Here is a 21,976-nt window from a genome sequence, read left to right as displayed (position 1 = left end):
ATGCACGTCCTCGTGGTGCACAACCGCTACGGCTCGGCGCAGCCGAGCGGAGAGAACAAGGTCGTCGACCAGGAGGTGGAGCTGCTGCGCGCGGCCGGCCACCGGGTCGAGGTCTTCGAGCGGCGCAGCGACGACATCGCCGACCGGTCCCTCCTCGGCAAGGCCGCGGTGCCGCTCCTGGTGCCGTGGAACCCGGCGGTCCGCACCGAACTCGCCGCCCTGCTGCGCACCGAGCCGCCGGACGTGGTGCACGTCCACAACGTCTTCCCGCTCCTGTCGCCCGCGGTCCTCGCCGCGTGCGCCGACGCCGGTGTGCCCGCCGTCGCCACGCTGCACAACTACACCCAGGTCTGCCCGCCCGGCACGCTCCAGCGGGCCGGCCGGCCGTGCACCGAGTGCGTCGGCTCCGCGCCGCTGCCCGCCGTCCGGCACGGCTGCTACCGCGGCTCCCGCCTCGCGACGGTGCCGCTCGCGGTCAGCCTGTCGGTCAACCGGCGGCGGTGGTGGTCCGGCGTGGAGCGGTTCCTCTGCATCTCCGCGGCGCAGCGCGATGTCCTGGTCCGGTCCGGGATGCCGGCCGAGCGGCTGACGGTGAAGCACAACTTCGTGCCCGATCCGGGCAGTTGCCGGGAAGCCGAGGGCGAGCACGTGCTCTACCTCGGCCGGCTCGTGGAGGCCAAGGGCGTCCGGCTGCTCATGACCGCGTGGGACGAGATCGCGGCGGTCGGCGGGGTGGGCGTGCCGCTCGTGATCGCCGGCACCGGGCCGCTGGAGCGCGAGGTGACCGCCTGGGCCGCGGGCCGGGACGACGTGCGCTGCGTCGGCCTGCTGGACACCGCGGAGTGCCGCAAGTTCATCGCCCGGTCGGTCGCCGTGACGGCTCCCTCGACCTGGCTGGAGGCGTTCGGGCTGGTGGTCGTTGAGGCGATGGCGGCCGGGGTGCCGGCCGTCGCCGCCGGCCACGGCGCCTTCGTCGAACTCGTCGAGGACGGCGTCACCGGGCTGCTGCACCGGCCGGGCGAGCCCGCCTCGCTCGCGTCCTGCATACGCCGGGTCGCGGCCGACCCGGACCGCAACCGGGCGATGGGCCAGGCGGCCCGCCGCCGCTACGAGCAGGGATTCAGCCCGGCCGTCGGCCTGGAGCGCCTGCTGGAGGAGTACCGCACCGCGATCGCGGAGCGGTCGGCACAGGCTCGTGGCGGGGACACCCGCGCGAGCAGGGGGGATGGGGACAGCACATGACACGATGCCGACTCTGCGGCTCGGAAGCGATGGCGAGCGTCGTCGACCTGGGGGCGACACCGCCGTGCGAGAGCTTCCTCGCCGCGGACCAACTGGACGATCCGGAGCCCGCGTACCCGCTGCACCTGCGGGTCTGCACCGACTGCTGGCTCGCGCAGATCCCGCCGCTGATCACACCGGAGGAGACCTTCAAGGAGTACGCCTACTTCTCCTCGTACTCGACGTCCTGGGTGGAGCACGCGCGCACCTTCGTCGCCGGCGCCGCGGAGCGGCTGGCGCTCGGCCCCGACTCCTTCGTGGTCGAGGTGGCGAGCAACGACGGATACCTGCTGAAGCACGTGGTGGACCGGGGGATCCGCTGCCTCGGCATCGAGCCGTCGGTGAACGTCGGCGCCGCGGCACGGGAGACGGGCGTGCCCACACTCACCGAGTTCCTCTCCCCGGAGACCGGCGCCGCCGTCCGCGCCGAACACGGCCCGGCGGACCTGGTCGTGGCCAACAACGTGTACGCGCACATCCCCGACGTGGTCGGCTTCACCCAGGGGCTGCGCGCCCTGGTCGCCGACGACGGCTGGGTCTCCATCGAGGTGCAGCACCTGCTGACCCTGATCGAGGAGAACCAGTACGACACCATCTACCACGAGCACTTCCAGTACTACACGGTCGCGTCCGCGATCCAGGCGCTGGCGAGCGGCGGACTCACCCTCGTGGACGTCGAGCTGCTGCCCACGCACGGCGGCTCCATCCGGCTGTGGGCCCGGCCGGCCGAGGCGGCCGCCGAGCCGAGCCGGCGGGTGGCCGACGTACTGGACCGGGAGAAGGCCGCCGGGCTGCAGGAGCTGTCCGGGTACACCGAGTTCTCCGCCCGGGTGGCCAAGGTGCGCCGGGACCTGCTGCGATTCCTCATCGAGGCCGCCGAGCGCGGTGAGAGGGTCGTCGGCTACGGCGCCCCGGGCAAGGGCAACACCCTGCTCAACCACTGCGGCATCCGCCCCGACCTGCTCGCCTACACCGTCGACCGCAACCCCTACAAGCACGGCAGGTTCACCCCGGGGACCCGCGTGCCGATCCTGTCGCCCGAGCGCATAGCCGCCGACAAGCCGGACTACGTCCTCGTCCTCCCGTGGAACCTGCGGGCCGAACTGGTCGAGCAGCTGTCCTTCGTGCACGAGTGGGGCGGACGGCTGGTCTTTCCCATCCCGGAACTGAGCGTCGTCGAGGTGAAGTCATGAAGGTCGTCCTGTTCTGCGGCGGTTACGGGATGCGGATGCGCAACGGCGCCTCCGACGACGTGCCCAAACCGATGGCGATGGTCGGCCCGCGCCCGCTGATCTGGCACGTCATGCGCTACTACGCGTACTTCGGGCACACGGAGTTCATCCTGTGCCTCGGCTACGGGGCCCACCACATCAAGGACTTCTTCCTCAACTACGAGGAGACGACGTCCAACGACTTCGTCCTGCGCGGCGGGCGCACCGAGCTGCTCTCCACCGACATCGCCGACTGGACGATCACGTTCGTGCAGACCGGCATCGAGTCCCCCATCGGGGAGCGGCTGCGCCGGGTGCGGGAGCACCTGGACGGCGACGAGATGTTCCTCGCCAACTACGCCGACGTGCTCACCGACGCCCCGCTGCCGGAGATGATCGACAAGTTCGCCGCGCGCGACGCCGGGGCGTCCATGATGGTGGTCCCGCCTCAGTCGTCCTTCCACTGTGTGGAGCTGGGCGAGGACGGCCTGGTGGGAGGCATCACCGCGGTGAGCGAACTGCCGCTGTGGGAGAACGGCGGTTACTTCGTGCTCCGCCAGGAGATCTTCGACCACATACCGGAGAACGGCGACCTGGTCGCCGACGGATGCGCCCAACTGGCCAAGCAGGGGCGGCTGGTGGCGCACCAGCACCGCGGCTTCTGGAAGCCGACCGACACGGTGAAGGAGCGGGCCGCGCTCGACGAGGCCTACACCCGGGGCGACCGTCCGTGGGCCGTGTGGGAACGGGACCGTGCCGGGGTGGGAGCGTGATCCGGCTCGGGGCCGGGCCCCTGGACCGGATCGTCGCGGTGGGCGCGCACTGCGACGACATCGCCATCGGCGCCGGCGGCACGCTGCTGACGCTGTGCCAGGCGCGGCCGGGCATCCGCGTCGACGCGCTGGTGCTCACCGGCGGCGGCAGCGGGCGCGAGCAGGAGGAGCAGGCGGCGCTCGCCGCCTTCTGCCCGGGCGCCGACCTGCGGCTGACCGTGCACAAGCTGCCGGACGGCCGGTTCCCGGCGCACTGGGAGGAGGCCAAGTCCGCGGTCGAGGAACTGCGCGAGCGGACCGACCCGGACCTGGTCCTCGCACCGCGCACCGACGACGCCCACCAGGACCACCGCGGCCTGGCGCAGCTGATGACCACCGCGTTCCGTGACCACCTCGTACTCGGCTACGAGATCGTCAAGTGGGACGGCGACCTCGGCCGGCCGGCCGCATACCAGCCGCTGGAGGCGAAGACCGCAGAACAGAAGGTACGGCTGCTGCAGGAGCACTACCCCTCGCAGCGGCACCGGCCCTGGTACGACCGGGAGGCCTTCCTGGGCCTCGCCCGGATCCGCGGCATCGAATGCCACGCGCGCTACGCCGAGGCGTTCGCCGTCGCCAAACTCACGCTCAACCTGGGGGGTTGAACCTTGCGCGTACTACTGACCGGACACCAGGGCTATCTGGGCACCGTGATGGCCCCGGTCCTCGAGGCCGCCGGCCACGAGGTCGTCGGCCTCGACGCCGGCCTGTTCGCCGACTGCGTGCTGGGCCCGCGGCCCGCCGACCCGCCGGGGCAGCGGGTGGACCTGCGCGACGTCACCGCCGACCACGTGGCCGGGGTGGACGCCGTGATCCACCTGGCCGCGCTCTCCAACGACCCGCTCGGCTCGCTGGCCCCGGAGCTCACCTACGACATCAACCACCACGCGTCCGTGCACCTTGCCCGGCTGGCCCGCGACGCCGGAGTGCAGCGCTTCCTGTACGCGTCGACCTGCTCCGTATACGGCGCCGCCGGCGGTGACGACCTGGTGGCAGAGGACGCCCCCCTGCGCCCGGTGACACCGTACGCGGAGTCCAAGGTGCGGGTGGAGGACGACCTGCACGAACTCGCCGACGGCGACTTCACCCCGGTGTACATGCGCAACGCCACCGCCTTCGGCTTCTCGCCCCGGCTGCGCGCCGACATCGTGCTCAACAACCTCGTGGGCCACGCGCTCCTCTCCGGTGAGGTCCTCGTGCTCTCCGACGGCACCCCCTGGCGGCCGCTGGTGCACGCCGCCGACATCGCCCGGGCCTTCACGGCCGCGCTGACCGCGCCGCGCCGGGCGGTGCACGACCGGGCGTTCAACATCGGCAGCGAGGTCAACAACGTCACGGTCGCCGAGATCGCCGAACAGGTCGCCGAGGCGGTGTCCGGCGCGAAGGTGGTGATCACCGGGGAGAACGGGGCCGATCCGCGGTCCTACCGGGTGGACTTCGCCCGGTTCCGCGCCGCGGTCCCCGGCTTCGACTGCGAGTGGACGGTGAAGCAGGGCGCGCTCGAACTCGCCGACGCCTACCGGAAGTTCGGGCTGACCCGGGAGGACTTCGAGCAGCGCTTCACCCGGCTGGCCGTACTGCGTGCGGCATCCGAGGCGGGCAGCGTCGACGACACCCTGCGGCGGCGCCGGTGACCGACGTGAGCGAGGAGATGTACGGGCTGGTGGAGCGGATGTACCCGCTCTGCCGGAGCATCACCGGCGACGGTGTGCGCGCCACCCTGGACATCGTCGCCGAGTACATCCCGCTGCAGGTGCACGAGGTGCCGACCGGTACGCAGGTGCTCGACTGGACAGTGCCGCAGGAGTGGAACATCCGGGACGCGTACGTCGCCGACACCACGGGCCGCAGGGTCGTCGACTTCGCCGCGTCCAGCCTGCACGTACTCGGCTACAGCGTGCCGGTGTCGGCGACCATGCCCCTCGCCGAGCTGCGCGGACACCTGCACACCCTGCCCGAGCACCCGTCCTGGGTGCCGTACCGCACCAGCTACTACAAGCCGGACTGGGGGTTCTGCCTGGCCCAGGAGACCCTGGACGCGCTGCCGGACGGCGAGTACGAGGTGCGCATCGACTCCACCCTGGCCGACGGCCACCTCACCTACGCCGAGTACGTGGTCCCCGGGCAGGTCGCCGACGAGGTGATCGTCTCCTGCCACGTCTGCCACCCGTCGCTGGCCAACGACAACCTGGCCGGCATCGCGGTGGCGACGTTCCTGGCCCGGGCGCTGGCCGAGCAACCGACCTACTACACCTACCGGTTCCTGTTCGCGCCCGGCACCATCGGGGCGATCACCTGGCTGGCCCGCAACGCGGAACGGGTGGACCGGGTCAAGCACGGCCTGGTCCTCGCCTGTGCCGGGGACCCGGGCCGGTTGACGTACAAGCGGAGCAGGCGCGGCGACGCGGAGATCGACCGGGTGCTCCGGCATGTGCTGACCGCATCCGAACGCCCGCACCGCATCACCGAGTTCACTCCCTACGGCTACGACGAGAGGCAGTTCTGCTCGCCCGGCTTCAACCTGGGCGTCGGCTCGCTCACCCGGACGCCGTACGCCGGCTACCCCGAGTACCACACCTCGGCGGACAACCTGGAGTTCGTCTCCCCGGCGGCGATGGCGGACACCCTGGCGGTGTGCCGGGAGGCGTTCGCCGTCCTCGACCGCAACCGGCGGTACGTCAACCTCAGCCCCTGCGGCGAACCGCAGCTCGGCCGGCGCGGGCTGTACGACGCGGTCGGCGGCCGCAGCGACACCAAGCAGGCCCAGATGGCCATGCTCTGGGTGCTCAGCCTCTCCGACGGCGAGCACAGTCTGCTGGACGTCGCCGAGCGGTCCGGGCTGCCGTTCGACACCGTCGCCGCCGCGGCCGATGCCCTGCGCGGCGCCGACCTGGTCAAGGAATGACGCCCATGACCACCCAGGGGGAGAATCCGCGTACGACGGCGCCACCGGCCGGGTCCGCCAAGCGGGCCCTGGTCGGCCGGCTGTCCTGGGGACTGGCCGACCAGGCCGCCTCCAGCATCAGCAACTTCGCGGTGGGCATCTACGTGGCCCGCTCGCTCGGCGTGACCGCGTTCGGCGTGTTCAGCCTGGCCTGGGTGACCTACGGCGTGGTGCTCAACGTCTCCCGAGGCCTCGCCACCGACCCGCTCGTGGTGCGCTTCAGCGGCGTGCCGGAGGTGTCCTGGCGCGGGGCGACGGCCCGTTCGACGGGCACCGCGCTCGGCGTCGGCTCGGTCCTCGGCGTGCTGTGCCTGGCGGCCGGGCTCGGCCTCGGCGGCCGGGTGGGACCCGCCTTCGCGGCCCTCGGACTCATGCTGCCGGGGCTGCTGCTCCAGGACGCCTGGCGGTTCTCGTTCTTCGCCGCCGGCACCGGGCGGAAGGCGTTCGTCAACGACGTCGTGTGGGGCATCGCGCTGGTCCCGGCCATGGTGGTGGCGGCCCACGTGGACACCGTGGCCGCCTTCGTGCTCGCCTGGGGCGCGTCCGCCACGGTGGCCGCCGGGTACGGCTGCCTCCAGTCCGGCATCCGGCCCCGGACGACCGAGGCGCGCGGCTGGCTGCGCGAACAGCGCGACCTCGGCTACCGGTACCTGGTCGAGAACGTCAGCCTCAGCGGCGCCAGCCAGGTACGGGCGTACGGGCTCGGCGTGATCGTCGGGGTCGGGGCGGTGGGCGCGGTACGCGGCGCCGAACTCCTGCTCGGCCCGTTCCTCGCCGTACTCATGGGGCTCTCGCTGGTCACCGTCCCGGAAGCGGCACGGGTGCTGCGGCGGGCCCCGCACCAACTGGGCAGGTTCTGCCTGCTGCTGGGCGGCGGGCAGGCCGCCGGAGCGCTGCTCTGGGGCTCGGCGCTGCTGCTGATGCCGGGCCGGCTAGGTGAACTGGCTCTCGGCGACGTCTGGCACTCCTCCTCGCACCTCATCGTGCAGATCACCCTCAGTGTCGCGGGAGCCGGCCTCGGCACCGGCGCGGCGGCCGGACTGCGCGCACTCGGGGCGGCCCGGCGCAGCCTGCGCTGCCAGCTGTTCGCCTCCGCCTGCTACGTCGGCGGCGGGCTCGGCGGAGCGGCCGTCGCCGGTACGGCCGGCTCGGCCTGGGGCGTAGCCGCCGCGACCCTCAGCGGCTCGGCCGTGTGGTGGCTGCAACTGCGCTCCGCGCTGCGCGAGCACCACCGCGAACCCATTCCCGAAGTGAGGACCTCATGACCGCCCGACCCAGGCTGAGCATCGGCCTGCCCGTGTACAACGGCGAGGAGTACCTGGCCGAGTCCCTCGACGCCCTGCTGGGCCAGACCTACGAGGACTTCGAACTGGTCGTCTCCGACAACGCCTCGAGCGACGGGACCCAGGACATCTGCCGCAAGTACGCCGCGCAGGACTCCCGCATCCGCTACCTGCGGCTGCCCCGCAACATCGGTGCCACGCCGAACCACAACCACGTGCTGGCCGAGTCCCGCGGTGAGCTGTTCAAGTGGGCCTCGCACGACGACCTGTACGGCCGTGACCTGCTGCGGCGCTGCGTGGAGGCGCTGGACGAGCGGCCGGACGTGATCCTCGCGCACACCGGCCAGGCGGTCATCGACGGCGACGGCCAGGTGACGGTCCCCTACGACTACACGCTGGCCACCGACTCGCCGCACGCGCCGGAGCGCTTCCGCAGCCTGCTGTTCGAGCCGGGCGGCGACGACTTCTACGGGGTGATGCGGACCGACACGCTGCGCCGGGTGAAACCGATGGACAGCTACCACCACGCGGACCGCACGTACGTCGCCGAGATCACCCTGCACGGGCCCTTCCACCAGGTGCCGGAGCTGCTGTACTTCCGCCGCGACCACCCCACCCGCGCCGAGCGGGCCAACCCCTCCAAGCGCTCCCGGTGCGTCAACCTGGACCCGCGCCGGGCCGGCCCGCTGCACCCGACGCCCCGGCTGCTCGCCGAGTACGTCTGGGGGTTCGCCTCGGCGATCCGGCGGGCGCCCCTGTCCCCGGCCGACCGGCGCGCCTGCTTCCGGCACCTGGGCGAGTGGCTGACCAGCCGGGTCCGGCCGGGCGCCGGCGAGCGGGTCGAGGACCGCGCGCCCGTCGACCCGGCCCTGCTCACGGTCTGCGTCGACGCGCTCGTCGCCGGCCGTGAGGGGAGGCAGGCGTGACGTCCGGGACCCGAGCGCCGGTGCGCGTCGGGCTGTTCGGGCTGCTCGGCTCCGGCAACCTCGGCAACGACGGGTCGCTGGAGGCCGTCCTTGCCTACCTCCGCGCCGAGCACCCGGACGCGGACGTGGACGCGCTGTGCGGCGGCCCCGAAGCCGTCACGGCCCGGTTCGGGATCCCCGCCACGCGGCTGCACTGGAACCGCGCGGAGTACCGGACCGCCTCCCGTGCGGGCTCGATCGCGGCGAAGGGGCTCGGCAAACTCGTCGACGTCTTCCGCACCGCCGCCTGGGTGCGGCGGCACGAGGTGGTGATCGTGCCGGGCATGGGCGTCCTGGAGGCCACCCTGCCGTTGCGCCCGTGGGGCTTCCCTTACTCGCTGTTCCTGCTGTGTGCGAGCGGCCGGCTGCTGGGCACCCGGGTCGCGCTGGTCAGTGTCGGCGCCGCCTGGATCGGCGACCGGCCCACCCGGGCCCTGGTGCGCTGGTCGGCACGGCTGGCCGCCTACCGGTCGTACCGGGACGCCCAGTCCAGGGACGCGATGCGGGCGATGGGCGTGGACACCGCACGCGACGAGGTCTACCCCGACCTCGCGTTCTCCCTCCCGGCACCACGGGCGAGCGCGCCCACCGGCACGCCGGGCCCCGTCTGCCTCGGCGTCATGGACTTCCACGGCGGCAACGACGACCGCGCCCGGGCCGGGGAGATCTACCGGCGTTACCTCGACGGGACGATCCGGTTCGTCCGTGTGCTGGCCGAGGAGGGCAGGTCGGTCCGGCTGCTCACCGGCGACCGGTGCGACGCCCCGGTGGTCGCCGCGGTCCTCGACGCGGTGGACTCGCCGCTGGTCACCGCCGCCGATCCGGCCTCACTGGCGGACCTGATGGAGGAGATGGCGGCTGCCGACACCGTGGTGGCGGTCCGGTACCACAACCTGATCTGCGCACTGAAGACCGGTACCCCCGTGCTCGCACTCAGCTATGCGGCCAAGAGCGACGCGCTCATGGCCGGGATGGGTCTCGGCGCGTACTGCCATCCGGCGCGCGAGGTCGACGCCGACCGGCTGCTCGAACAGTTCCGGGCGCTGGAGAAGCACTCGGCCGAGCTGCGGCGGACCCTCGCCGAGCGGAACCAGGCCGCCGCACAGCAACTCGCCCAGCAGTTCACCGCCTTGACCACGACCCTGTTCCCGCCGAACGACCACGCCCTCGCCCCACGGAAGGCTTCATGAAAGCGACCGAAGTCCCGGAGATCGCCGGCGCGTTCCTGTTCGAGCCGACGCCGTACGCCGACGAACGCGGCTTCTTCTGCCGCACCTTCGACGCCGAGGTGGTCCGCTCGGTGGGCCTGGACCCGGACGCCTTCGTCCAGGACAGCGTCTCCCGCTCGGTCCGCGGCGTGCTGCGGGGCCTGCACCTGCGTTCCGGCGCGGGCGAGGCCAAGCTGGTGCGGTGCTCGTACGGGCAGATCTTCGACGTCGTCGTGGACCTGCGGCGTGACTCGCCGACGTACCTGGGCCGGGCCTGCTTCGAGCTGTCCGGCGAGACGCAGAAGACCGTGTACATCCCGGCGGGCTGCGCGCACGGCTTCCAGGCTCTTACCGAAATCGCGGACACCTCTTACCGTATTGACCGTCAGCACGATCCGGCCGAGGACGTGACGATCGCCTTCGACGACCCGGAACTCGCCATTCCGTGGCCACTCCCGGTCACCTCGATGTCTCGACGGGACCGGGAGGCGCCGAGCCTCGCCGAAGTCCAGAAGCACCAAGAAAGATGAGGTCGGCGTGCACACCCAAGACACCGAGGGGTTCCTCCTGTCCCGCTCGCGGCAGGCCAACGAGCGGCTGCACGCCCTGATCCCAGGAGGCGCGCACACCTACGCCAAGGGCGACGACCAGTACCCCGAGGACCTGGCCCCGGTCATCAGCCACGGCAGGGGTGCCCACGTGTGGGACGTCGACGGCAACCGCTACATCGAGTACGGGTCCGGCCTGCGGTCGGTCAGCCTCGGCCATGCCCATCCGCGCGTGCTGGAGGCGGTGCGGCGCGAACTCGACCGCGGCAGCAACTTCGTCCGGCCGTCGATCGTCGAGGTCGAGGCCGCGGAACGCTTCCTGGCCACGGTGCCGACCGCCGAGATGGTGAAGTTCGCGAAGAACGGCTCCGACGCCACGACCGCCGCGGTCCGCCTCGCCCGCGCCGTCACCGGACGGCAGCGGGTGGCCCTCTGCGGCGACCATCCGTTCTTCTCCGTGGACGACTGGTTCATCGGTACCACCCCGATGTCCGCCGGCATCCCGCCGGCGACCACCGAACTCACCCTGTCCTTCCCCTACGGAGACCTCGCCGCCACGGAGGAGTTGCTCACCCGGTACCAGGACGAGGTCGCGTGCCTGATCCTCGAACCCGCCTCGCACACCGAGCCGCCGCCCGGTTACCTCGCCGGCCTGCGTGAGCTGGCCGACCGGCACGGCTGCGTGCTGGTCTTCGACGAGATGATCACCGGCTTCCGCTGGTCCGAGGCGGGTGCCCAGGGCCTGTACGGCGTCGTCCCCGACCTCTCCACGTTCGGCAAGGCGCTGGGCAACGGGTTCGCCGTGTCCGCGCTGGCCGGGCGCCGTGACCTGATGGAGCGGGGCGGACTGCGCGACTCGGGAGACCGGGTGTTCCTGCTGTCCACCACGCACGGTGCGGAAACGCACTCCCTGGCAGCCGCGATGGCGGTGCAGACCGTCTACGTCGAGGAGGGCGTCACCGCCCGGCTGCACGCGCTCGGTGAGCGGTTGGCCGCCGGGGTCCGCGACGCCGCGGCCGCCATGGGCGTCGGCGACCACGTCGTCGTCCGGGGCCGGGCCAGCAACCTGGTCTTCGCCACCCTCGACCAGGACCTGCAGCCGTCGCAGCCGTACCGCACCCTGTTCCTGCGCCGGCTGCTCGCGGGCGGGGTGCTCGCCCCGTCGTTCGTGGTGAGCAGCGCACTGGACGACACGGACATCGACCGCACCGTCGACGTGGTGGCCGAGGCCTGTGCGGAGTACCGGAAGGCACTGGACGCGGCCGACCCCACCCCCTGGCTGGGCGGCCGCGCGGTGAAGCCCGTCTTCCGCCGCCTGGCGTGACGTGACGTCAGCGGTGCCGCCGGGCAGGGCCGGTCATGCGCGCGGCCGTCCGGTCGGCCGTCAGGTCGACCAGCCACGCGGTCGGCGGTACCACCGCCAGCGCGGTGCACCAGCCGCCGAGGGCGTCGCTCGGGTAGTGGGCACCCAGGGAGACCTCAGCCCAGCCCATGACGGCACCGGCGACCAGCGTCGCGGCGAGCACGAGTGAGGCGCCCGCCGCCCTGCCGAGACCGAACCGGCCGGTCGCGAGCAGCGCCGCCATGAGGGCGAGGGCGGTGAGGAAGGCGGTGTGCCCGCTCGGGTAGGACAGGTTGCCGGGGCCGTGGATGGTGCGCCCCACCAGGTGCTTGAGGAGCGTGGTCGTCCCCACCGTCGTGCCGGCGCCGGCCACGACGAGCAGCGCGGCGCGGGGACGCCGAAGCAGCAGACAGCCCACCACCCCGGCCCCGATCACCAGCGCCGATCCCGCGGGTTCCCCCAGGAAGTCCAGGGCCAGGGCGACGTGGCGCCACGGCCCCCGCACGCTGTCCGCCGTCGGCGGGGCGATCCACCGGTCCACCCGGCCGGGCTCGCCGTGACCGGCGTACCGGAACCCGAGGGCGACGACCACCAGGGTGGCGAGCGCCGCGACGGGCGCGAGCCACGCGTGCAGTGACGGGGGCAGCACCGCGCGCGCCACGGACCGGGCCGGGCCGACCTCCAGGTGCGCTCCTGCCCGGCGATCCAACGTGAGCCCCCCCGTTGCGTGTCCGCCCCCGGCTTCCGCTTGTCACCCTAACCGTTAGCCGGTGGTCGGGGTCGTCCAGGAGGCCGCCGGGGCAGCGGACTTGCAGCTCGGCTCCAGAAGAACCCGAGGCCTGTCCGCGGCGCCGGTGGAGGTCTGCTCGATCCAGGTCACGATCGCGATCCGCAGTTCTCCACGGGTGGCCCGTACGCGGCGGTCGAGGACGTTCTTCTGCAGCAGGCTGAGGAAGGACTCCACGGCCGCGTTGTCGCCGGCAGCTCCGCCCCTCCCTGCCGAGCCGGCCATCCGGTGGCGGTCCAGCGCCCTGACGAACTTCCGGGAGCGGAACTGCCCGGATTCAACCGGTCGTTGCGACACCGGCTTGGCGCAGGAGTAGCTGCTCGTTGAATGCCACGCCGACTTGTGTCGAATCCCGCGCGTGCGAGTACGGCGTAGATCCACTCGGCGACGTACCCAGGCGCGTGCTTCGCGGGGGCGCACACGTACTCACCCGCGTCGTCGGGAAGCTCTCCCGCGGCGACCGCGCGTCCGACATCGTTGTCGGAAGCGCGGCCCGCCCGAGGCACGGCCCTACGGGATGCGGCAGGCCCCGAGGGGGTGCCGGACGCCGAGTGTGGCCGGTCTACGGCGTGTAGTGGGCGGCACTGCCGTACAGCTCCTTGGTGAACGCGGAGACGTCGGCGCTGCGATCGGCGGCGTCGAGGTTGTACGTCAGATAGACGCCGTACCCCTCGCTGACCGTGCGGCGGGCGAGGCCGGCTGCCGTGCTCTGCGAGGTCCTGCCGATCTCGACGGCCGCGGGTGACAGTTTCGACTTGGGCAGTGCGATGCCGGGAACCTGCCAGGTGCCGTAGTACGGGTTCCAGGCGTAGTCGAACTTGGACGAGATGTCGACGCCGCCGTAGGACAGGCGTGACGCGGCCGGCCCGATGTTGTAGAGGCTGATGATCTTGCCCGGTATGTCGGCGCGCAGTGCCGACACCAGGTACACGAACGAGCTGGCGTTGGGCTGGCCGGTGCCGTTGTTGCCGTATTCGGCGTACTCGTCGTCGAAGTCGATGCCGTCGAGGCCGTACTTGGCCACGGTGTCCGACAGTTGTTTCGCGAACGCCGAAGCCGCCTGCTGGGACGGGAAGTTGGCGAAGCCCGCGCCCTGGTGGTTGCCGAGCACCGAGAGGACGACCTTGATGCCCTTCTGCTGCAACGGCCGTATCTGCGTGGCGGCGTTGTCGAGGACGTGCTGCACGTTCTCGTTGAAGTACAGGGTCGCTGCCTTCGTGCCCGTGTCGTAGTTGATGTTCGCCGCGAAGATCACGGCGACGTCGAAGACGTTGCCGCCGCCGTTGGCGAGGGTGTACTTGCCGACGTTCAGGATGCTGTTGTTGTTGACCTCGACGTACGCCACCGAGGTTGGTCCCTGTTTCGCGGGAGCGGGGGCCGCTGCCGCGCCGGTCGTGGCGGTCGCACCTAAGGTGAGGGCCGCAACGGCCGAGAGCGCGAGCGCGGCCGTCCGTATTCTGCTCCGTACCGGAGTGAACATCGTTGATCGGTCTCCCATCGCATGGAGCGGCGTCCGACCTGTTCGCGGGCGCCGGGAAAGCCCCCCGGATCCTTCCGTTCCCACGGCCGACTCCCCAGAACCATCCGGGAACTTCTCGCGACTGCCGCCTACGCACGTCGCACGGTGACCCTGGGCCCCGCATGGTAGTTACCGGAATGCCGCGCTTCTGCGCCGGCCCAGGCCGGCCACGAGTCCCCCTGCCGGTGCCAGGACACCAGCGGTGAGCAGGTCGAAGGCTTCGAGGACGTCGCTGTGCCGCCTGAGCGGGTGGCGACTTCACCGCCGCAGCCGCACCTTCGAGCGTCCCGCCCTCGCCGCCGGTCCGCACCCCCTTGCCGGCAGCGGCGCCATCCGCTGTCGGTGTCCCCGCGCAAGCGCTCCACGGCTCCGGCGTGACGGCGAGCGCCGGAGCCTTCCGCGAGGCCCGGCCGCAGGGAACGCCGGAGCGGAGAATGGTGGCGGCGGCCTGCCGGCCGGCTGGGCGGTGGCCGGACTGACGCAGCAGTACCGCGTGGGGGAGGCGTCCGTGCTCCTGGCGCAGGTGCAGGCATCCGGCACCGGCCCGTGGCCATGGGGGAAATCTCGCGCCCACGCCGCGAGGCGGAGGCGGGTCCGGTCAGCCGCTCGGCTGTGTGGCTCGGCGTGCTCGGGAGCGCGAGTTCTGCCTCTGTGCACAGCTGGCGACGTCAGAGCCTCAGAGCGCCCTCGCGGGAGACCACGGCCGTGGTTCGCGCGGTCTATAATTGAAGAGTTCTTCAATTGGTCAGTTGCTTTGACTCGCAGATGATCACGGCGTGGAGGTCGGGGTGGGAACAGTCGTTGAGGCGCTGCTGGCGCGGGTGCGGGCGGCCCGGGCTGCTCTGGCGGCCGCCCGGGAGGCCGAAGACCCCTACGCCGTCGCGGTGGCGCAGGACGAGCTGGATGACGCGGTGAGGTTTGCCCGCAGGCATGGGCTCGATGTTGAGGCGACAGAGCCGGACGAGGAGTGATCGGGATGCCGGTTCCGCTGTACGAGGCGAAGGCGGAGTTCTTCCGGATGCTCGGGCATCCGGTGCGGATCAGGGTGCTGGAGCTGCTGCAGGACGGGCCGAAGCCGGTGCGCGACCTGCTGTCTGCCATCGAGGTCGAGCCGTCGAATCTGTCGCAGCAGCTGGCGGTGCTGCGCCGCTCCGGGATCGTCACCGCAACCCGTGACGGCTCCACCGTCATGTACGAGCTGGCGGGTGGGGACGTGGCCGACTTGCTGGCCGCGGCGCGCCGGATCCTGTCCGTGCTGCTGGCGGGCCGGCAGGAGCTGCTGGAAGAGCTGCGTTCCACGGACGCAGCCCGGTGAAGGGCGGGCACCCGTTCCGGCCGTGGCGCAGACGGCGGCCCGCGGCGGCGACAGCGGCGACAGCGTGTCTGCCGTCGCCCGTGCGGCCGGCCCATGAGGCGGTGGCCGGTGGATTCGGTGAGGTGGGCGTCGCGCCGGGTTCCGCGTTCGCCGAAGCCGAGCCGTGCCTGCCCGGCCTCGAACCGGCCGTCGACCATGACGGCAAAGTGGTCCTCGGCAGGTTCCGCATGCCGTCACAGGCCAGGTGAACGTGGAGATCGCAGGACAGGGAGACGACATCGTGAGTGAGGGAGCCGAGGCGGCCGAGCAGCCGGCGAACACGACGCGCAAAGGTAAGGACAAGGACCGCGAGTGGCGGATCGAGCGTGGGGTCGCGATCCGGGCGGGCTTCTACATCTTCGGCACCCATCTGTTCGCCGGGTTCGTGTGGCTGCTCTTCTACCTCGGCGAGCACGCGCACAAGTAACCACGTCGCCGGGGTTCAGGGCGCTCCAGAGAAACGCGTCATCGCCCCGTGCTCGGGGCCGAACGGCCCTATGCCACCACTCGGGCATCGGTGAAGCTGTGGATCGGCCCGGCCGGCGGAGGCCATCAGGCGGGCGCCGTAGTGCTCGGCGTCGTAGACCGGGTTGAAGGCGCCGGCGATCTCGCAGCCGTTGCAGGAGCCCGCATCCACGCACCGCACCTGCACCGAGCCGCCGAACTCCCTGGCCGCGGGCGGTGTCCACCCTCTGGTCCGGGCGGGGCGGGCTCCGTCGCTGGTGAGGACTCGCTTCCACACGTGGCCAACGGGCTCTCCCGAAGCCAGAGTCACGTCACTTTTGCCGCTCTATGCCACGTTTGTGATGTCCTGTCGGTACTCGACGGCCGAGATCCGCGGGATGAAGGCGGCCCCCTCCCGGTACAGAGCGCTGTCAACTCTCGGCAGGCGGCCGCCGTTCGAGGGCCGTCGTCACGACGGCGGTTTCCCCTGCGTCCGGGCGGCCTGCAGGTCGGCGAGCAGTTCGGCCTGGCCGGCGAGCACGCCGGAGAGGATGGTGCGGGCGACCCTGAGCAGTTCGGCGACCTGCGGGCTGGTCAGCGAGTAGTACACGGTCGAGCCCTCCTTACGGGTCACCACCAGATTCGCCCGGCGCAGCACGGCGAGCTGCTGCGACAGATGCGCAGCCTCGATCCCCACCTCGGGCAGCATCTCCGCCACCGCGTGCTCGCGCTCGCTCAGCAGCTCCAGCACCCGGATGCGCGCCGGATGGCCGAGCGTCTTGAAGAATTCGGCCTTCAGTTGGTACAGCGGGGTAGTCATCGTGCCGCCTCCTTCCCGGCAGTGCGGCACGGCCGTACCGGCCGGTCCTCGGTGCATCGCATCCACCCACTCGTCACACACATGCGGCCCATCCTCGCCTGTCGAGGGTGGCCGCGCCGAAAGCGCGTACGAGAACCCGACTGCCCGAATTCAACGGTGACGACCTCAACAATTGCCAAGATTAGCAAGTCCATACGGCATGTGAGGGAGGCCTGCGTGCCGCCTCAAGTGCCGGCCCACCGCCGTCGGCCCGGACGGCCGGTGCCCGTGGTGCGGGCACACCCGCATGACGAGGCTCTCCTTCGGTGGCCGGACCACCAGGTCCGCATCGGACGGCGACCGACGCTGACCCGCTGACCCGCAGGGGCGCGGGTCGTGGGTGACTGGGGTGTCCGGTCCGGCTGCGGGGTCCGGTTCGAGCGGGGGCGCCTCGCGCCGGAAGGCAGCCTGTGGGGTCGTCGTGGACGTGCTGTCCTTCACCACGGCGATGAGCATCGCCGTCGAGCAGGGCATCCGGGTTCTGCCGTTCTGGCTGCCGGACGGCCCCGCCACCGCGTCCGAGCGGGCCGCGGCGGAGAAGGCGGCAGCCGTCTGCGCGCGGCAGTCCGGCGCGCGGCTGGCCGTCGCCCGCAATGCCGTCACACCGGACAGTCCCTGGTCCCTCTCTCCGGCCCACCTGCGCCGTGCCCCGTTCGTGGCGCGCCTGGTGCTGCCGTCCCCGAACGGCGCGGCCATCGCGGCCGCCGCACCAGCAGGTGTGCGGGTGGTCGCCGCCTGCCTGCACAACATCACCGCGGTGGGCAACTGGCTCACAACCCGCGGCTGGGGCACGCCCGAGCATCCGGTGGCCGTGATCGCCCCGGGCGAGCAACGGGGGGACGGGAGCCTGCGCCCCGCGCCGGAGGACCTTCTGGGCTCCTGCGCCCTCATCTGCGACCTGTACGCCCTGGGCCCGGGGCCACTATCGGCGGAGTGCGCCGCCGCGAAAGCGGCCTACGAGGGCACCGCGGACCTCACTCGCGCCATCGCCGCATGCACCTCCGGCCGTCAGTTGGCTGCGGTGGGCTTCGCCGAGGACCTGGCCATCGCCACGGCAGAGGACATCAGCGCTGTCGTACCGGTACGGGATCCCGGCCAAGCCTCCGCCGCCGGCTGAACTGCGGCGTCACTCTCCCGCGCCGTCCCCACCCCGGCCATCCTGTCGTCCGCCCCTCGTGGCGGCCTTCCGGCGGTGTGCGGCGAGCGCGCCGGCCAGGCCGGCGTGCACGGAGGTGGGCGGACGGACCCCGTCGGGGACGAGGGACCCGTCGGCGGGGATCGCGGCCAGCTCCGGGCCGCGGCCCGCTTCGGCAAGACGGCGGGCGGCCTCGCTGACCGGCCAGCTGCCCCTCGGCCGGCCAGCTGCGCAGACCGGTCAGGTCGACGATGACCGGACCGCTCCCGCGTCCCGTCACCCAGCCAACCGCACCGGCGAAGCGGTGGACGGCGTCCGGCCCCAGGCAACCGGAGACGGACAGGACGCCGAGGTCCTGCTCGACGGTGTAGCGCCACTCGATGGTCATGGTCGTCAGCTTCCCTGCGCGGTCGGCCCGTCGGTTCACAGGAGGCGGGCTCAGAGCGGGAGGGTGATCCAGATGCTCTTGCCCTTGCCGTCGGCGTCACCCCGGACGACCGCAGTGCCGCCCAGGCCGAGGACCAGCTCCATGACGGTGGCCAGACCGCTCGGCCCGCTGCCGGTGCTGGTGACCGACGCGTACAGCGACGGCTGGTAGGGGTGGCGGTCGTGCACCGCGAATGCCAGACAGTCCGCTCCGGCCGCGTAGACGACGGTCACCTGCGGGGAGAGCACCGCGGCGTGCCGGACACTGTTGGTGACCAGCTCGCTGAGGATCAGCAGGGCCGGCCCGACGCTGGGATGGCGCAGGTCGATGCCCCACTCGGCCAGGGCCTGCTCGGCGGTCTGACGGGCGGTGCGGACCGCGCACGGCATCGCGGGCAGCGTCAGCACATGCCGGTGGGGCAGGGCTTCGAGACGGATGCTCATCACGGCTCCGCACGGGCGAGGCGGAATCCGCTCACCGTCTTGGGGTGCAGGCGCAGCAGGGTGTCGTGCGGGCCGTGGGACCAGCCCGTCAGCGTGCGCTGGTAGTGGGCGGCCTCGTCGGGATCGGTGATCACGCCGACCGGTCCGGCGACGGTGATGCTCCAGCCGGTGCCGGTCGCCGCGCGGACCTCATCCACGTGGTACGTCGCGGTGGCGGGGATCGCGGCGGCCGGGGCGGGCGTGCGTACCACCAGTCGGCCGCACTCCCACGTGTGCCGGCCGGGCCGCAGGACCGCCACCTCCCGCTGCGGGTACACCAGCCGCCCCAGCGCGCTGCCCTCCAGCAGCCACAGGGCCTCGGCACCGGAGACCTGGACCATGCGCAGCGACGCGGACGGAGTGCTCATCCGACGGTTTCCCCTGTTTCCTCGCTGGTGGACCGGGCCGTCCGGACGGGGCGGGCCGGCATGACTCCGGCGCACTCCAGATGGGCGCGGGCGCCCTGGATCGCCTCGGGCGTGGTGGCGTACTCGCGCCCTTCCAGGCGCAGCAGGTCCAGCGCGCCGACCGAGTCCAGGACCTGGCGCTGGCCGGGGCGTATCCCGGAGGTCATGACGACGATGCCGCGCCGGTTGAGTTTCTCGACCGCATCCTTGAGGACGAGGGCTCCGGTGGCGTCGATGGTGGTCACCCGGGACATACGCAGGATGACGACGCGTACGTCGGCGACCTCGGCCAGCTCCAGGAGAAAGCGGTGGGCGGCGCCGAAGAACAGCGGGCCGTCGATGCGGTAGGCGACGATGTGCTCGGCGAGCAGCGCGTGCTCCTCGGCGCTGTGGTCACCGCGGTCGAGGGGAATCTGGTCCAGGCGGGCCTGCTTGGCCACGGCACGCAGGGCGAGGGCGCCGGCGACGACCAGGCCGATGATCACGGCGTACACGAGATCCAGGGCCAGGGTCGCGACTGCGGTGAGAACGAGGATCAGAGCGTCGGAGCGGGTGGCCTTCACCGTCGCCTTGAGCGCGCCGACCTCGACCATGCGGATCGCGGTGGCCAGCAGCACGCCCGCGAGAGCGGCGAGGGGGATCCTGGAGACGAGGGGCGCGGCCGCGAAGACGATCACCGCGAGAACCGCGGCGTGGACGAGGGCGGCCAGTCGGGAACTTGCGCCGGTACGGACGTTGACCGCGGTGCGGGCGATCGCTCCGGTCGCGGGGACACCGCCGAACAGCGGGGCGGCGATGTTGGCCAGGCCCTGACCGAACAGCTCCCGGTCCGGGTCGTGTTTCTGACCGACCGTCATGCCGTCGGCCACCGAGGCCGACAGCAGCGACTCCAGAGCGGCCAGCGCCGCCACCGCGACGGCGGGAGCGAGCAGGGAGCCGAGAGCGCCCGGGTCCAGGAAGGAGAAGGACGGCGCGGGCAGGCCGGACGGCAGGTCACCGATCGGCTTAGCCGCGTCCAGGCCGGCGACCTGCGCCACGGCGGTGGCCGCGATCACCGCGAGAATGGAGAAGGGGATCGTGGGCCGCCAGCGGGCTCCGGCCAGCATGGCGGCGGCAACGGCCAGGGCGAAGGCGACGGCGGTCCAGTTCGGGTCCTTCGCGAACTCCTCCAGTGCGCGCCAGGTCGCCACGAGGACGCGGTCGCCCTCGGGCGTGGGCACCCCGAGCGCGTTGGGGACCTGCTGCAGACCGATCACGCAGGCGATGCCGAGGGTGAACCCCTCGACCACGGGCGCGGGCACGTACTGCATGTACTTGCCGGCCTTGAGCAGGGCGAGCGCGACGAGTATCACGCCCGCCATCAGCCCCACCGTGAGCACCCCGGTCGGACCGTGTGCGGCGACGATCGGTACCAGCACCACCGTCATCGCGCCCGTCGGCCCGGACACCTGCAGATTCGAGCCGCCGAACACGGCGGCGAGCGCGCCGGCGACGACCGCGGTCGCCAGTCCCGCCTCGGCGCCGAGCCCGGAAGAGACGCCGAAACCGAGCGCGAGCGGCAGCGCGACGATCGCCACGGTCAGGCCCGCGAGCAGGTCCCGGCGCGGGTCGCGGCCCATCTCCGTCAGATCGCCACGGCCAGGCAGCAGCGCGGCGATCCGGCCATGGACCCGGGTGAGGGCGGACGTCATCGCGCGGCGACCTCGACTTCCCGCAGCTCGGCCAGCAGTCCGTTCTGCCCGGCCAGCATCTCGGTGAGGATCCGTCGCGCGGCCTTCAGCAGGTCGGCGACGTCCCCGCCGGCCAGCTCGTAGACGACCGTCGAGCCCTCCCGCGTCGCGGTGACGATGCCCGAGCGGCGCAGCACCGCCAGCTGCTGCGACAGGCTGGAGGGCTCCACCTCGATCGCGGCCAGCAGTCCGCGTACCGGCACCGGTCCGTCCTGCAGCAGCTCCAGCACCCGGATCCGTACCGGATGCCCCAGCATCCGGAAGAACTCGGCCTTGGCGTGGTTCAGCGGAACGGACACGACACCTCGACTTCCCCGACAGCGCCCCACCCGGGGCCAGGCGACGGCTGTTCAAGCGGGTACCTGCGGACACGGTAAACACAGCATCTAATCAATTGCGAAATTTTGCAATTCAGCATCAGCTGCGCACGCTGAGGAATCCTCCGGGCGAGGTCAGCCCGTCCTGACCACGCTCGACCTCAGCTGCATCGCACCGAAACCGTCGATCTCGCAGGCGATGTCATGGCCGTCGACCCCGTCGACGGCCGGATGCCCGGAGGCCGAATTCGTGCTCTCGCTGCCCGGGGTGCCCACCAGCACCTCCGTACTCTGGACGCCGGTCGTGTACGCGGCGGATGCCGACGGATTACGGACCTGCGCCGCGTGGTGGGACCAGTGTGTCGGACCTCAAGGGGTCACTCCAGAGTGTGGTTACTCACACGACGCTGGAACTGGAGTGGCAACGTACTGGCGCACACACCTCACGTTGCGGCAGGTGTCGCCGCTGTTTGGGGTCTCGAATCTGCGGCTGACCGCATCCTCGATCACCTGGCGCCCTTGCTGGCCATCTCGCCGGAGCGCCGACCAGGCAAGGAAACCGTCTACATCGTCGACGGCACCCTGGTGCCTACCCGCGACCGCAGGGTCGCCGCGTCCGGCAAGAACTATCGGTACTCGACGAACCTGCAAGTGTCATCGATGCCAACAGCCGCCTGGCCGTGGCGATCGGCCTCCCGCTGTCCGGCAGCCGCAAAGACTGCCGGGCGTTCACGGAGTCCGGCGTCGACCGGGCCTGCCGTGGAGCCCCGGTCCTAGCCGATGGCGGCCACCAGGGAACTCGGCTTGCTCATCCCGCACCGCAAACGGCGTGGGCAGATGCATCTCAGCCCACATCAGGAGGCGGAGAACACCGTCCATCTGCGCCGCCGGTTCGGGACTGGTCACCTTCAGCGGCGTTCC

23 protein-coding genes and 3 pseudogenes are annotated in these 21,976 nt (G+C 71.9%); 16 read left to right on the top strand and 10 right to left on the bottom strand.

Annotation, left to right across the window (positions count from 1 at the left end; translation table 11 throughout):
- From ACFXI4_RS18885 to ACFXI4_RS18835, 11 genes are read left to right on the top strand one after another with little or no spacing between them, the layout of a single operon-like run.
- A complete protein-coding gene (locus ACFXI4_RS18885; RefSeq protein ID WP_384992069.1) occupies positions 1-1,242 on the top strand; it encodes a glycosyltransferase in 1,242 nt (413 codons plus the stop codon).
- The gene (locus tag ACFXI4_RS18880) at positions 1,239-2,474 is read left to right on the top strand and encodes a methyltransferase domain-containing protein (protein ID WP_384992066.1); all 1,236 of its coding nucleotides are present in this window, start codon (positions 1,239-1,241) and stop codon (positions 2,472-2,474) included. The genes ACFXI4_RS18885 and ACFXI4_RS18880 overlap by 4 nt, the downstream gene beginning before the upstream one ends.
- Positions 2,471-3,265: a glucose-1-phosphate cytidylyltransferase gene (locus ACFXI4_RS18875; protein ID WP_362726456.1), complete on the top strand. Its 795-nt coding sequence runs from the start codon at positions 2,471-2,473 to the stop codon at positions 3,263-3,265. The genes ACFXI4_RS18880 and ACFXI4_RS18875 overlap by 4 nt, the downstream gene beginning before the upstream one ends.
- Positions 3,262-3,909 carry a PIG-L deacetylase family protein gene (locus tag ACFXI4_RS18870; protein WP_384992062.1) on the top strand — a complete coding sequence of 216 codons (648 nt, stop codon included), beginning with the start codon at positions 3,262-3,264 and terminating at the stop codon, positions 3,907-3,909. Before ACFXI4_RS18875 ends, ACFXI4_RS18870 begins: the two co-directional genes overlap by 4 nt.
- A gap of 3 nt (positions 3,910-3,912) precedes the next feature.
- Complete coding sequence (locus ACFXI4_RS18865; RefSeq protein ID WP_384992059.1) at positions 3,913-4,938, top strand: NAD-dependent epimerase/dehydratase family protein; 1,026 nt, start codon at positions 3,913-3,915, stop codon at positions 4,936-4,938.
- A 17-nt stretch (positions 4,939-4,955) separates the two neighbouring features.
- A complete protein-coding gene (locus ACFXI4_RS18860) occupies positions 4,956-6,209 on the top strand; it encodes a DUF4910 domain-containing protein (RefSeq protein WP_384992394.1) in 1,254 nt (417 codons plus the stop codon).
- Positions 6,206-7,513: a hypothetical protein gene (locus ACFXI4_RS18855; RefSeq protein ID WP_384992057.1), complete on the top strand. Its 1,308-nt coding sequence runs from the start codon at positions 6,206-6,208 to the stop codon at positions 7,511-7,513. Before ACFXI4_RS18860 ends, ACFXI4_RS18855 begins: the two co-directional genes overlap by 4 nt.
- Positions 7,510-8,457, top strand: coding sequence for a glycosyltransferase family 2 protein (locus ACFXI4_RS18850; RefSeq protein WP_384992054.1), 948 nt, complete (start codon positions 7,510-7,512; stop codon positions 8,455-8,457). The genes ACFXI4_RS18855 and ACFXI4_RS18850 overlap by 4 nt, the downstream gene beginning before the upstream one ends.
- Complete coding sequence (locus ACFXI4_RS18845) at positions 8,454-9,686, top strand: polysaccharide pyruvyl transferase family protein (RefSeq protein ID WP_384992052.1); 1,233 nt, start codon at positions 8,454-8,456, stop codon at positions 9,684-9,686. Before ACFXI4_RS18850 ends, ACFXI4_RS18845 begins: the two co-directional genes overlap by 4 nt.
- Positions 9,683-10,234: a dTDP-4-dehydrorhamnose 3,5-epimerase gene (gene rfbC, locus ACFXI4_RS18840; protein WP_362724295.1), complete on the top strand. Its 552-nt coding sequence runs from the start codon at positions 9,683-9,685 to the stop codon at positions 10,232-10,234. The genes ACFXI4_RS18845 and rfbC overlap by 4 nt, the downstream gene beginning before the upstream one ends.
- Positions 10,235-10,241: 7 nt before the next feature.
- On the top strand, positions 10,242-11,576 hold the full coding sequence (locus ACFXI4_RS18835; RefSeq protein WP_384992050.1) for a glutamate-1-semialdehyde 2,1-aminomutase: 1,335 nt from the start codon (positions 10,242-10,244) through the stop codon (positions 11,574-11,576).
- A gap of 7 nt (positions 11,577-11,583) precedes the next feature.
- On the opposite strand, the gene ACFXI4_RS18830 is transcribed toward ACFXI4_RS18835, so the two are convergent.
- From ACFXI4_RS18830 to ACFXI4_RS18820, 3 genes and pseudogenes are all read right to left on the bottom strand, one after another.
- The gene (locus ACFXI4_RS18830) at positions 11,584-12,303 is read right to left on the bottom strand and encodes a phosphatase PAP2 family protein (RefSeq protein ID WP_384992047.1); all 720 of its coding nucleotides are present in this window, start codon (positions 12,301-12,303) and stop codon (positions 11,584-11,586) included.
- A gap of 130 nt (positions 12,304-12,433) precedes the next feature.
- A pseudogene (locus ACFXI4_RS18825) lies at positions 12,434-12,651 on the bottom strand (IS3 family transposase); the annotation flags it as partial.
- Positions 12,652-12,943: 292 nt separating this feature from the next.
- The gene (locus ACFXI4_RS18820) at positions 12,944-13,861 is read right to left on the bottom strand and encodes an endo-beta-N-acetylglucosaminidase H (protein ID WP_384992045.1); all 918 of its coding nucleotides are present in this window, start codon (positions 13,859-13,861) and stop codon (positions 12,944-12,946) included.
- Positions 13,862-14,688: 827 nt separating this feature from the next.
- Here ACFXI4_RS18820 and ACFXI4_RS18815 point away from each other — a divergent pair.
- From ACFXI4_RS18815 to ACFXI4_RS18805, 3 genes are all read left to right on the top strand, one after another.
- Complete coding sequence (locus tag ACFXI4_RS18815; RefSeq protein ID WP_384992042.1) at positions 14,689-14,871, top strand: hypothetical protein; 183 nt, start codon at positions 14,689-14,691, stop codon at positions 14,869-14,871.
- 5 nt (positions 14,872-14,876) lie between these two features.
- The gene (locus ACFXI4_RS18810) at positions 14,877-15,215 is read left to right on the top strand and encodes a metalloregulator ArsR/SmtB family transcription factor (RefSeq protein ID WP_362724283.1); all 339 of its coding nucleotides are present in this window, start codon (positions 14,877-14,879) and stop codon (positions 15,213-15,215) included.
- Between the two features lie 280 nt (positions 15,216-15,495).
- Positions 15,496-15,681 carry a DUF6126 family protein gene (locus tag ACFXI4_RS18805; protein WP_362724277.1) on the top strand — a complete coding sequence of 62 codons (186 nt, stop codon included), beginning with the start codon at positions 15,496-15,498 and terminating at the stop codon, positions 15,679-15,681.
- Between the two features lie 15 nt (positions 15,682-15,696).
- Here ACFXI4_RS18805 and ACFXI4_RS18800 read toward each other — a convergent pair whose 3' ends face one another.
- A complete protein-coding gene (locus ACFXI4_RS18800) occupies positions 15,697-15,996 on the bottom strand; it encodes a hypothetical protein (RefSeq protein ID WP_384992038.1) in 300 nt (99 codons plus the stop codon).
- Positions 15,997-16,167: 171 nt separating this feature from the next.
- On the bottom strand, positions 16,168-16,518 hold the full coding sequence (locus ACFXI4_RS18795) for an ArsR/SmtB family transcription factor (protein WP_384992034.1): 351 nt from the start codon (positions 16,516-16,518) through the stop codon (positions 16,168-16,170).
- Positions 16,519-16,978: 460 nt separating this feature from the next.
- Here ACFXI4_RS18795 and ACFXI4_RS18790 point away from each other — a divergent pair, with 460 nt between their 5' ends.
- Positions 16,979-17,674 carry a 2-phosphosulfolactate phosphatase gene (locus ACFXI4_RS18790; RefSeq protein WP_384992031.1) on the top strand — a complete coding sequence of 232 codons (696 nt, stop codon included), beginning with the start codon at positions 16,979-16,981 and terminating at the stop codon, positions 17,672-17,674.
- A gap of 456 nt (positions 17,675-18,130) precedes the next feature.
- Here ACFXI4_RS18790 and ACFXI4_RS18785 read toward each other — a convergent pair whose 3' ends face one another.
- The 5 genes and pseudogenes from ACFXI4_RS18785 to ACFXI4_RS18765 all read right to left on the bottom strand — a co-directional run.
- Complete coding sequence (locus ACFXI4_RS18785; RefSeq protein WP_384992029.1) at positions 18,131-18,562, bottom strand: ATP-binding protein; 432 nt, start codon at positions 18,560-18,562, stop codon at positions 18,131-18,133.
- Positions 18,562-18,969 carry a pyridoxamine 5'-phosphate oxidase family protein gene (locus ACFXI4_RS18780; RefSeq protein ID WP_384992026.1) on the bottom strand — a complete coding sequence of 136 codons (408 nt, stop codon included), beginning with the start codon at positions 18,967-18,969 and terminating at the stop codon, positions 18,562-18,564. Before ACFXI4_RS18780 ends, ACFXI4_RS18785 begins: the two co-directional genes overlap by 1 nt.
- Complete coding sequence (locus tag ACFXI4_RS18775; RefSeq protein ID WP_384992023.1) at positions 18,966-20,699, bottom strand: SulP family inorganic anion transporter; 1,734 nt, start codon at positions 20,697-20,699, stop codon at positions 18,966-18,968. The genes ACFXI4_RS18780 and ACFXI4_RS18775 overlap by 4 nt, the downstream gene beginning before the upstream one ends.
- Positions 20,696-21,037: an ArsR/SmtB family transcription factor gene (locus ACFXI4_RS18770; RefSeq protein WP_384992021.1), complete on the bottom strand. Its 342-nt coding sequence runs from the start codon at positions 21,035-21,037 to the stop codon at positions 20,696-20,698. Before ACFXI4_RS18770 ends, ACFXI4_RS18775 begins: the two co-directional genes overlap by 4 nt.
- A gap of 153 nt (positions 21,038-21,190) precedes the next feature.
- Positions 21,191-21,283: pseudogene (locus ACFXI4_RS18765) on the bottom strand (alkylphosphonate utilization protein); the annotation flags it as partial.
- Between the two features lie 190 nt (positions 21,284-21,473).
- Between ACFXI4_RS18765 and ACFXI4_RS18760 the strand changes: the two are divergent.
- Positions 21,474-21,973 (top strand): annotated as a pseudogene (locus ACFXI4_RS18760) (transposase); the annotation flags it as partial.
- Between the last annotated feature and the right edge of the window lie 3 nt (positions 21,974-21,976).

Source organism: Streptomyces sp. NPDC059224 (genome assembly GCF_042754285.1).
Taxonomy (GTDB): Bacteria; Actinomycetota; Actinomycetes; order Streptomycetales; family Streptomycetaceae; genus Streptomyces.
The sequence above is the reverse complement of the archived record's forward strand: the minus strand, read 5'-3'. Positions and strand labels throughout refer to the sequence as shown.

Excerpts from the sequence above, each read along its gene's own strand:
- ACFXI4_RS18885 (WP_384992069.1), top strand. The coding sequence starts at position 1 with ATGCACGTCCTCGTGGTGCACAACCGCTACGGCTCGGCGCAGCCGAGC.
- ACFXI4_RS18880 (WP_384992066.1), top strand. The coding sequence starts at position 1,239 with ATGACACGATGCCGACTCTGCGGCTCGGAAGCGATGGCGAGCGTCGTC.
- ACFXI4_RS18875 (WP_362726456.1), top strand. The coding sequence starts at position 2,471 with ATGAAGGTCGTCCTGTTCTGCGGCGGTTACGGGATGCGGATGCGCAAC.
- ACFXI4_RS18860 (WP_384992394.1), top strand. The coding sequence starts at position 4,956 with ATGTACGGGCTGGTGGAGCGGATGTACCCGCTCTGCCGGAGCATCACC.
- ACFXI4_RS18855 (WP_384992057.1), top strand. The coding sequence starts at position 6,206 with ATGACGCCCATGACCACCCAGGGGGAGAATCCGCGTACGACGGCGCCA.
- ACFXI4_RS18850 (WP_384992054.1), top strand. The coding sequence starts at position 7,510 with ATGACCGCCCGACCCAGGCTGAGCATCGGCCTGCCCGTGTACAACGGC.
- rfbC (WP_362724295.1), top strand. The coding sequence starts at position 9,683 with ATGAAAGCGACCGAAGTCCCGGAGATCGCCGGCGCGTTCCTGTTCGAG.
- ACFXI4_RS18820 (WP_384992045.1), bottom strand. The coding sequence starts at position 13,861 with ATGTTCACTCCGGTACGGAGCAGAATACGGACGGCCGCGCTCGCGCTC.
- ACFXI4_RS18810 (WP_362724283.1), top strand. The coding sequence starts at position 14,877 with ATGCCGGTTCCGCTGTACGAGGCGAAGGCGGAGTTCTTCCGGATGCTC.
- ACFXI4_RS18795 (WP_384992034.1), bottom strand. The coding sequence starts at position 16,518 with ATGACTACCCCGCTGTACCAACTGAAGGCCGAATTCTTCAAGACGCTC.
- ACFXI4_RS18785 (WP_384992029.1), bottom strand. The coding sequence starts at position 18,562 with ATGAGCATCCGTCTCGAAGCCCTGCCCCACCGGCATGTGCTGACGCTG.
- ACFXI4_RS18780 (WP_384992026.1), bottom strand. The coding sequence starts at position 18,969 with ATGAGCACTCCGTCCGCGTCGCTGCGCATGGTCCAGGTCTCCGGTGCC.
- ACFXI4_RS18775 (WP_384992023.1), bottom strand. The coding sequence starts at position 20,699 with ATGACGTCCGCCCTCACCCGGGTCCATGGCCGGATCGCCGCGCTGCTG.